This is a genomic window from Binatus sp. (SeqCode) (genome assembly GCF_050013435.1).
Classification (GTDB): domain Bacteria; phylum Desulfobacterota; class Binatia; order Binatales; family Binataceae; genus Binatus.
On sequence record NZ_JBEKFG010000120.1, the window covers coordinates 1 to 5,674 of the forward strand.

Below are 5,674 nucleotides of genomic sequence, written 5' to 3' on the forward strand. Positions count from 1 at the left end.
GACGTGCGAGAACAGCGCGAACACGCGGTTGAGGTAGGCAAAGTGCTCCATCCCGCCGTGGAAGTAAGTGCCCGAGATCTGGCCGGTCTGCCAGCGCACGTCTTCCTTGCGCGCGATACTGCGCAACTCACGCATGACCTCCTCGGGCTGGCGGCTCTTCTTGGGCAGCTCGCGGTAGATCTCGAAGGTTTCGCGATAGGGGAACATATCTCCGAAAGGTCCGGAGGGCTCTTGCTGTTTCTTCGCTGCCTTGGGCATAAGACGACTCCTTGGGAATTGCGGCGCCCGGTTAAGCCGGTGCCGGGGCCGAATATAACTTATTATGCGCCGCGTCAGATAACCGACCGCGGCCTTAACGCTGGCCGCGCAGCTCTTCTATAGCGTAGTCACGAAAGGATGCGTTGCGCAGATTTTCGCGTCTTCTCACTGCGGGTGCAGGGCTCACCCCTGCCGCGCAGCCGCCCGTGTCATTCTAGAGCGAAAGTTGCTGTGATTGAGCCGAAGCCCTGAGTGCTGCCGAAGGGGAAGAATCCCGGATCCGGGTTCCTTCGCTTCGCTCAGGATGACTCAAAAAAGTTCTAACAGGCCGTCAGGCCGCAGATTTTCGCGTCTTCTCACTAAGGTGCAGGGGCCGCAGCCCCTGGCCGTGCCGACGGCAGCGCAGTATTAAGCCGTTGGCAGGGGTCGCGCGCGACAACGGAGCGCGGCCTTAACATCGGGTGCAGGGGTCACCCCTGCTATATCTGGTCCTTATCCAGTGCTGAGCTCCACTTGCGCGAGGTGCGCCCTTCCCACCCGCGCTTGTGATACGCGTAACCCACGATCAGCGGCACGGCGATCGTCGCCTCGCAATACACCATCTGCTCGTAGGTCGTATCGACTTTGCCCCAGCTGCTCGCTTCTTTGAGCGTGCTGCCTGAGAGCGCGCCGTCGCGCACGTCGGCCACGGTGATCTGAATCGCGTATTTATGCATGGGCACGTCATGCCCCAGGACTTCGGCGGCGACCACGATATCCTGCGCGAAATTTTTCGGCACGCCGCCGCCGATCATGAACAGCCCGGTGTTTTCGTACTTCACCTTGAGCCGCGTCAACTCGTAAAAATCCTTGGCGCTGTCGAGCGAGACCTTGGGTTTTCCGTGCCGCGCCGCCTGATGCGCCACTAGTCCGAATCCGGCCGAGCAGTCGCTGAAGGCCGGGCAGAAAACCGGCACCTCCTCGCGATACGCCTCGAGCACGATACTGGCGCCGGTCTTCGCACCCGTCTCGGCCAGGTACTTGCCCATCTCGCCGACGAATTCGCGCGACGAATACGGCCGCGGGTCGAGGCGGTCGGCGATTTTCTGAACCGTCTCGTCGCACACGCGCAGCTCGTCTTCGTCGATAAGCGTGTCGTAGATGCGATCGATATGCAGTCCGCGCAGCTTGTCGTCGTCGAGCCCGTACTTGAATCGGTCCTCGGCCATCCAGTGCTTGAAGCCGAGCGCTTCGAAGAAGTCCTGATCGACGATGTTTGCGCCGGTGCTCACGATCGCATCGACCATGTGATTGCGAATCATGTCGGTGAAGACGCGCTTGAGCCCGGCGCTGATCAGCGAACCCGCCAGGCAAAGGATTACGCCGCAGTCGCGATCGCGCAGCATCCGATCGTAAATCGTCGCCGCGCGATGCAGGTCGCGGGCGCTGTATGCCATTTGGCCCATCGCCTCGACGATCGGCACGACGCTTTCGCGCGTGATATCGACGTGTTCGATCGGCCGTTTGAGATATTCCGCCTTGATGCTCATTGGTTATGCCCCGTGATGTGGCCCGAATTATTGGCCGATAGTACGTAACGGCCGGATTGTACGCTACTTCAGCGGACCGATTCCGCCCAGCCCCGTCCAGTAGAGCATGAAGGATAGCGTGCCGAGCGCAATTAAAAACGCGAACGCCGTAATATCCGCCGGCGTCACCGGGTAATCGATAAAGGTCGTCGGCTCGTGGCTGAATCCGAAGCCACGCGCTTCCAGAGCCATCGCCATGTTGTTGGCCTTGCGCAGCGCGCCCATGAAAACCGGAATCACCACCGGCACGTAGCGCCGCACGCGCTCGATCGGCCCGCCCTCGTTGAAATCGTAACCGCGCAACCGCTGCGCATCGACGATCGTGACGGCCGAGTCGATAAACAGCGGAACCAGCCGGAATGAGAGCGAGATCGCGAAGCCGACGCGATACGGCACCCGCATCCGTTGCAGTCCGTAGGTGAACTCCTCGATCTTGGTGGTCGAAAGAAACAGCACCGACGCCGCCAGCAGCTCCGCCAGCTTGATCCCGCGCCCGACGCCAAACACCAGTGACAACCTGCTGACGTGAAAAATCGGCACGTTCACCAGCACCGCGCCGCGCCGGTAGAAAACCATCCACGCAATCGTCGTGGTGAAAACCAGAATCGCGAACAACCATCGCAGCCGGTAGAAGTTCGGCCACGAATCGGTGAGCTGCGCGATCCACAGCATGACCAATCCGACCGGCAGGAGTGCGATTGGATTGTCCACCCAGTACACCGACCAGAACATGACGAAGAGCGCAAACACCTTGACCGTCGGATGCAGCCGATGAACGAACGTGCCGCGATCGATGTACAGATAAATCGGCATCAGGCGCGCCCCCTGGCCCACGCGACGAATTCGTCGGTCGTCAGCGCCAGTGTGCCGAAGCGGCGGCTCAACTCGGTGATCTCCGGCGCCCGAAATGACGACGAGCGCAGCAGTTCGTCCTGCATGAAGAACTCGCGCACGCCGCCGTCGAAAATCTTGGCGCCTTTGCGCAGCAGCACCACGCGCCGCGCATACTGCGCGACCAGCCACGGCGTATGCGTGATGATCACGATCGCGATTCCGGCGCGGTTGAGGTCGCGCACCAGCGCCATCATCCGCAACTGCTCGCGATGGTCCAGGCCGGTGGTCGGTTCGTCGAGAATCAGCATCCGCGGCCTGAGCACGAGCACGCTCGCTACCGCCAGGCGCTGGCGCTCGCCCTTGCTGAGCAGGAACGGGTCGCTCTGGCGCTCGCTTTGAAGGCCGACCGCCTCGAGCGCCTCGTCGCATCGACGCCGAATCTCGCCGTCCGCCAGGCCGAAGTTGCGCGGGCCGAACGCGACTTCCTCCTGGACCGTGGCGGCGAAAATCTGATGGTCCGGATTCTGGAAAACGTACGCGACTTCGCGCGCCGTCTCGGCCGGCCGCATCTGCGCGCGGTTCTTGCCTTCGATTATCACGCGGCCCGTGGCCGGCTGGAGCAGGCCGACGATTTGCTTGGCCAAAGTGGTTTTGCCGGAGCCGTTCTGCCCGACTATCGCGATGAAGTCGCCGGCTTCGACTCTGAGATCGATCGAATCGAGCACGCGCGGCCCGCCCGCGTAGCTGAAGCTCACATTCTCGATCGCCATAAATGCGGAGCCGGTCGAGGCGTTTTCGGAATTCGCCGGGCGCTGGGATGCGCGTGGATCGGCGATGTTGTCACCCAAAGTTGCGGCCAGACGCGGGTAGGCGCGCACGATCGCATCGTAAGCATCCTCGACACTTTGCGCTTGTGCGTCGATTCCGAGCAGTTTGAGTGCGTGGCCCAGTCCGGGCGGGCGCACGCCGCATCCCATGAGCAGGTCGGTGCGCGCAAACACCTCGGCAGGCGGACCGTCCACGGCGATTTCCCCCTCGCGCAGCACCATTATCCGATCGGCGGCGCGCAATTCCTCGGACTCGTGCTCGATTACGATCAGGCTCAGGCCTTGCGCGCGCAGCTTGGCTATCAACTCGAAGACTTCCGCCCTGCCCTCGGGATCGAGATCGGTGGTCGGCTCGTCGAGCACGATGACCGACGGGCGCAGCGCCAGCACCGACGCGATCGCAAGTCGCTGCTTCTCGCCGCCCGACAACGACATTGGATCGCGATGCTCGAAGCCGCGCAGCCCGACCGCCTCGAGCGCGGGAATGATTCGCCGATCCATCTCGGCGCGATCCATGCCGACCTGTTCCATCGCGAACGCGACTTCGTGCGCGACGTTGGTCGAAAACAATTGCGACTCGAAATCCTGAAAGACCATGCCCACCTTGGGCGCGACGTCGCAGACGCGGAGATGGTCGAGCGGCTCGCCTGCGATGCGGATCGTGCCGCGAAAATCGCCGTCCTCGAACTCCGGGATGATGCGATTGAGGCATTTGGCGAGCGTGGATTTGCCCGCGCCCGACGCGCCCATCACGCCGATCATCTCACCGGCCGACTGCACGAAGCTTACCGCTCGAAGCGCGGGCCGGCCGGCGCCGTGATAGGTGAAGGTTACACCCTGGACCGACACTGCGTACTGATTAGGATTCACTGAAAAAACTGAAACAATTTGCGCGTCGATTTTCACATCATGAACAGGCCCGCGAATGCCAACAGGATGAACGGGCCGACGATTATCAGGACCGGTTTATCGTACGGCGCGACCAGCATCCACGCGGGGATAAACTTCGGCGCCCAATACCCGGTCGAAAGCAAATTCCCGGTAATCCAGGCGCCACCCTCGCCGGCTATCAGCAGCGCGAAACCGCAGGCTCGAATTCCCACCGGCTTCAGTTTCACCTCAGGCATCACGTCGGTGTAAAGCATCCGGCCTTTTTTCACCCGCGGATAGACGGCCGCGAGGATGAACGGCGAGAGCACGAGCGCCGACGTCATATTGTTGAAGATGATCACGTTGCCAAGCATCGCGAACGGCCTGATGACGAGCACGTTGTCAGCCCATCCGACCAGGTCGGCGCACAGCACGCTCGCGGCCAGGCATGCGATGACGTACTTGAAAATTATGAGCGGCGAGCTGGGAACCGGACTCTCGCCGCGCGCGATCAATTCCCAGACTTTGTACGGAATCCACCCGTAGGCCAGGTTCGCGAAGAATCCGAAAATGTCACCCGGCGAGACGCCGCCGAAAAAATCGCCAATCATATTTCCGATCGCGGAGCCCCACGCGGCCGCGGGACCGAACAGGAACGAGCAGACAACTGGTATCGCGTTGGCGGGGCGAAGCTCGGTGACGCCGGGAATCAGCGGTACGACCTTGAACGGCACCAGCACCGCGGCGTAGAGCGCCGCCGAGATCGCGCATAGCACGACCATCCGCGTGTTGCGCCACATCAGGCGAAGATCGCTCATCGCGGCACGCGCGAGACGATGCGCGCGCGGCGCATGCCTGCTATACGAATGAAATGATCGACAGCCACGTTCATCTCGACGCTGACCAGTATCCCGACCCTTCGGGCGCAATCAAGCGGGCGCTGGAGGCGGGAGTAACGGCGATGGTGGCGCCGGGGGTTGGCCCCGCGTCGAATCGCAGGGTAATCGAACTCGGGCGGCGGTATCCGGGCGTCGTTTATCCGGCCGTGGGATTTCATCCGGAGGATTCTGAGCATGGCGAACCTGACGCGCTCGAGGTGCTCGAATCGATCGCGCATGAGCGCGATTCGATTTGCGCCGTCGGCGAAGTCGGACTGCCATGGTACGGCACGGGCGCGGGAGATGCAGCCACGCGGGACGCGGCGAAGCTGACGCTCGCACGGTTTGCGAAGCTCGCCGCCGCGATGGATCTGCCGCTGATACTGCACGCGCCGCACGGATGCGCCGCCGACGCGCTCGCGATAATTCGCGAGGCTAA

At 62.3% G+C, this 5,674-nt stretch carries 5 protein-coding genes and 1 pseudogene; 1 reads left to right on the forward strand and 5 read right to left on the reverse strand.

The annotated features are described in order from the left end of the window. The 5 genes and pseudogenes from ABSB13_RS16415 to ABSB13_RS16435 all read right to left on the reverse strand — a co-directional run. Positions 1-258, reverse strand: a pseudogene (locus ABSB13_RS16415) (hypothetical protein); the annotation flags it as partial. A 479-nt stretch (positions 259-737) separates the two neighbouring features. Beyond that, the gene (locus ABSB13_RS16420) at positions 738-1,787 is read right to left on the reverse strand and encodes a 1,9-bis(guanidino)-5-aza-nonane synthase (RefSeq protein ID WP_428110383.1); all 1,050 of its coding nucleotides are present in this window, start codon (positions 1,785-1,787) and stop codon (positions 738-740) included. A gap of 63 nt (positions 1,788-1,850) precedes the next feature. Then, positions 1,851-2,639, reverse strand: a complete 789-nt coding sequence (locus ABSB13_RS16425; protein ID WP_428110385.1) for an energy-coupling factor transporter transmembrane component T family protein — start codon at positions 2,637-2,639, stop codon at positions 1,851-1,853. Continuing rightward, positions 2,639-4,357, reverse strand: a complete 1,719-nt coding sequence (locus ABSB13_RS16430) for an ABC transporter ATP-binding protein (protein ID WP_428110386.1) — start codon at positions 4,355-4,357, stop codon at positions 2,639-2,641. The genes ABSB13_RS16425 and ABSB13_RS16430 overlap by 1 nt, the downstream gene beginning before the upstream one ends. A 32-nt stretch (positions 4,358-4,389) precedes the next feature. Then, positions 4,390-5,175 carry a QueT transporter family protein gene (locus tag ABSB13_RS16435; RefSeq protein ID WP_428110387.1) on the reverse strand — a complete coding sequence of 262 codons (786 nt, stop codon included), beginning with the start codon at positions 5,173-5,175 and terminating at the stop codon, positions 4,390-4,392. A 53-nt stretch (positions 5,176-5,228) separates the two neighbouring features. Between ABSB13_RS16435 and ABSB13_RS16440 the strand changes: the two genes are divergently transcribed. Next, positions 5,229-5,674 (forward strand): TatD family hydrolase (locus ABSB13_RS16440; RefSeq protein ID WP_428110389.1); only part of this gene is annotated, 446 nt, incomplete at its 3' end.